The following is a 2,687-nucleotide window of genomic DNA, read 5'->3' on the forward strand; positions in this document are numbered from 1 at the left end:
AGTCTTGATCATCCATACTTTTGCTAATAAACATAGCCAAAGTATAGATGATTTCCTGACCTAAGATCACATTTTATTCTTTTTTCCACTTCCATCTAAGAATTGAGAAAAAAGCCCAACCCTCCATGATACCATAAAAAAATTATGCAAGAGGTCTATTGGAGTTTTAAGTAGATAGTGTTAAGTGAAAACTTCGGCACTTTATTTTCACTGATTACTGGTTACTGGTTACTGTTCACTGATCACTGATCACTGATTCAAGCCTGACAGCGATAAAATTAAGTTAGATTAGGAATATCCCGACTGAATCCTCATTGCTAAGGAGATAGCGTATCGATGCCTGCCGCAGATTATAAAGATTATTATGCCGTTCTGGGAGTAGGTAAAACTGCCAGCGCTGAAGAAATTAAAAAAGCTTTTCGTAAATTAGCCGTCAAATATCACCCCGATCGCAATCCTAACGATAAAAGCGCCGAAGAACGTTTTAAAGAAATTAGTGAAGCTTACGAAGTCCTCTCCGATAGCGAAAAACGCCAAAAATACGATCAATTTGGACAATATTGGCAACAGGCTGGGCGATCAAATTGGCCGGGTGGTAATCCGGGGGTTGACTTCGGTTCGGCCGGTTTTGACTTTAGCCAGTACAGCACCTTTGATGATTTTATCAATGAACTGCTCGGTCGCATGGGCAGCCCCGGCGGTACTCGCCCCCGTTCCCATTCCTACGGTACTCCGGGGGGAGGATTTGGCGATTTTAGCAATTTTAACGACTTTGCCGGCGCTCGTACTGCACCGCAATCCGTCACTTCTGGTATCTCCACCGCTAAACTGCGTCTGACTTTTGCGGAAGCTTTGCGAGGAGTACAAAAACGGGTTAATTTAGCCGGAGAAATGATCGATATCAAAATCCCCCCAGGAACTAAAACCGGTAATCGTCTCCGGGTACGGGGGAAAGGACTAATCGATCCCTTGAGTAAACAACGGGGAGATCTATTTCTCGATGTGGAATTAGAACCCCATCCTTTCTTTGCTTTTGAAGGCGATAATTTAACCTGTGAAGTCCCGATTACTCCCGATGAGGCGGTTTTAGGCACAGCGATCGAAGTTCCTACCCCCGATGGCCTGGTGACGGTAAAAGTTCCCGCCGGTATTCGTTCCGGTCAATCCCTGCGCTTACGAGGCAAAGGTTGGATCGATAATAAAGGACAACGCGGCGATCAATTAGTCAAAATTGTCATCGATACTCCCAAAGAATTAACGGCGATCGAACGGGAATTATACGAGAAAATTAAATCTCAGCGTACCACCGATCCCCGTCGTCATCTCAGACAGGTGCAAATTTAGTCCCTATATCTTAATAGTGAGGTACGAAGTCTTCGTTTTGGGGAGACAGGAGACAGGATCAGATTAGCCTATACTTCATCTTTCTGAGAAAAGCTCTATCAGTTATCAGTGGTTACTGATTGGTCACTGTTTACTGTTTACTGTTTACTGATCACTGTCTCTGGGGTTTATCCTTGGCTAGAATTTAACCTTACTAGCCAACCAATTAGTAATTAATTTGGGGCTATTTTTCTTCACCCAATAGAGAGCATAAATTCTGAAGATAGGCTTAGAAAAACGAGCGATCGCTTTCATGATAAAATTTAAGTGACGACTATGAAACTTTTTATTAATTAAATTTAACGAACCCACATCGTAAAGACAGTCGATGATAATTCTAAAAGTCGTTTCCTCTCTTTGGAATAAACTATCTATTAACAATAGCACTTCCTGAATCCGTTGCTGTTTAAGCTGTTCCTCTTCGGAAACAGCCGAGAGAATCTGCTGCTGCTTAGATAATTTACTATCCGATGGGGTTAACATGATATGGTCGCCGAAAAATTAACTTGTTTTGATTTTATCCCTATTTGCCGATTTTGCAAGACCAAACCCCCCATCTATCCCCATTTTTACGATAACACGGATCATTACTGGTCTTTCCTCTCCCATGCCGTCTTGACTGTCATTGCTGTGATTGTGTCATGGACTATGATTGAAGTGATCACTGTTTACTGATTAAGGAAAATAGGGCAGAATAAAATTATGAAAGTTAAAATGAGGACTGAATCATGAATGATCCCTTAACCACAAGTTTACTCGTCAATTTAGCAGTACAGGAATTTATCAAGTCTGGTACAGGAGAACTGGCTAAACGTTTTACCACTGAAGCAATTTCTAAAATCCCCATATTGTGGGAAAAAATCAAACCCCGATTAACAGGAAAATCAGCTAAGGTGGATGACGCATTAGCTAGGGTAGAAAATGGAGATAGTACGGTGATTGAAACGATTACAAAAAATCTCGATGTGGTGTTAGATGAAGATCGTGATTTTGCCGAGGAATTACGAGTTTTAGCTCAGACTATCCAAGCGGGGAAAATTCAAGATAATAGTAGTATGGTTCAAAATAATTCTGATAATGCCAAAGGTTGGCAGACAAAAGTTGAAGGAGGAACAGCTTACATTGGAGAAAATCATATTAATCAAGCACAAACTCCTAAAAACTAAATTAAGGCCGATGATTTATGTAGCTAGACACAATTAATTATACATATCTAACCACCTCTTGCCTATTCCAACTAAGAAGTTAATTTTATCCTATTACTTATGAGTGACTTAATTACCCAACTTTGCCAAATTATAGCC

General features: G+C 40.8%; 3 protein-coding genes. 2 read left to right on the forward strand and 1 reads right to left on the reverse strand.

Features of this window, described 5'->3' with window-relative positions; all coding sequences use genetic code 11:
- Positions 1–336 precede the first annotated feature (336 nt).
- On the forward strand, positions 337–1,344 hold the full coding sequence (locus PX636_RS04245) for a DnaJ C-terminal domain-containing protein (RefSeq protein WP_288116312.1): 1,008 nt from the start codon (positions 337–339) through the stop codon (positions 1,342–1,344).
- A 177-nt stretch (positions 1,345–1,521) separates the two neighbouring features.
- On the opposite strand, the gene PX636_RS04250 is transcribed toward PX636_RS04245, so the two are convergent.
- Positions 1,522–1,866, reverse strand: a complete 345-nt coding sequence (locus tag PX636_RS04250; RefSeq protein ID WP_002738818.1) for a hypothetical protein — start codon at positions 1,864–1,866, stop codon at positions 1,522–1,524.
- Between the two features lie 245 nt (positions 1,867–2,111).
- On the opposite strand from PX636_RS04250, the gene PX636_RS04255 reads away from it, so the two are divergent.
- Positions 2,112–2,549: a hypothetical protein gene (locus PX636_RS04255; RefSeq protein WP_288116313.1), complete on the forward strand. Its 438-nt coding sequence runs from the start codon at positions 2,112–2,114 to the stop codon at positions 2,547–2,549.
- The last annotated feature ends 138 nt before the right edge of the window (positions 2,550–2,687 follow it).

Source organism: Microcystis sp. M53598_WE2 (assembly GCF_030067735.1).
Classification (GTDB): Bacteria; Cyanobacteriota; Cyanobacteriia; order Cyanobacteriales; family Microcystaceae; genus Microcystis; species Microcystis aeruginosa.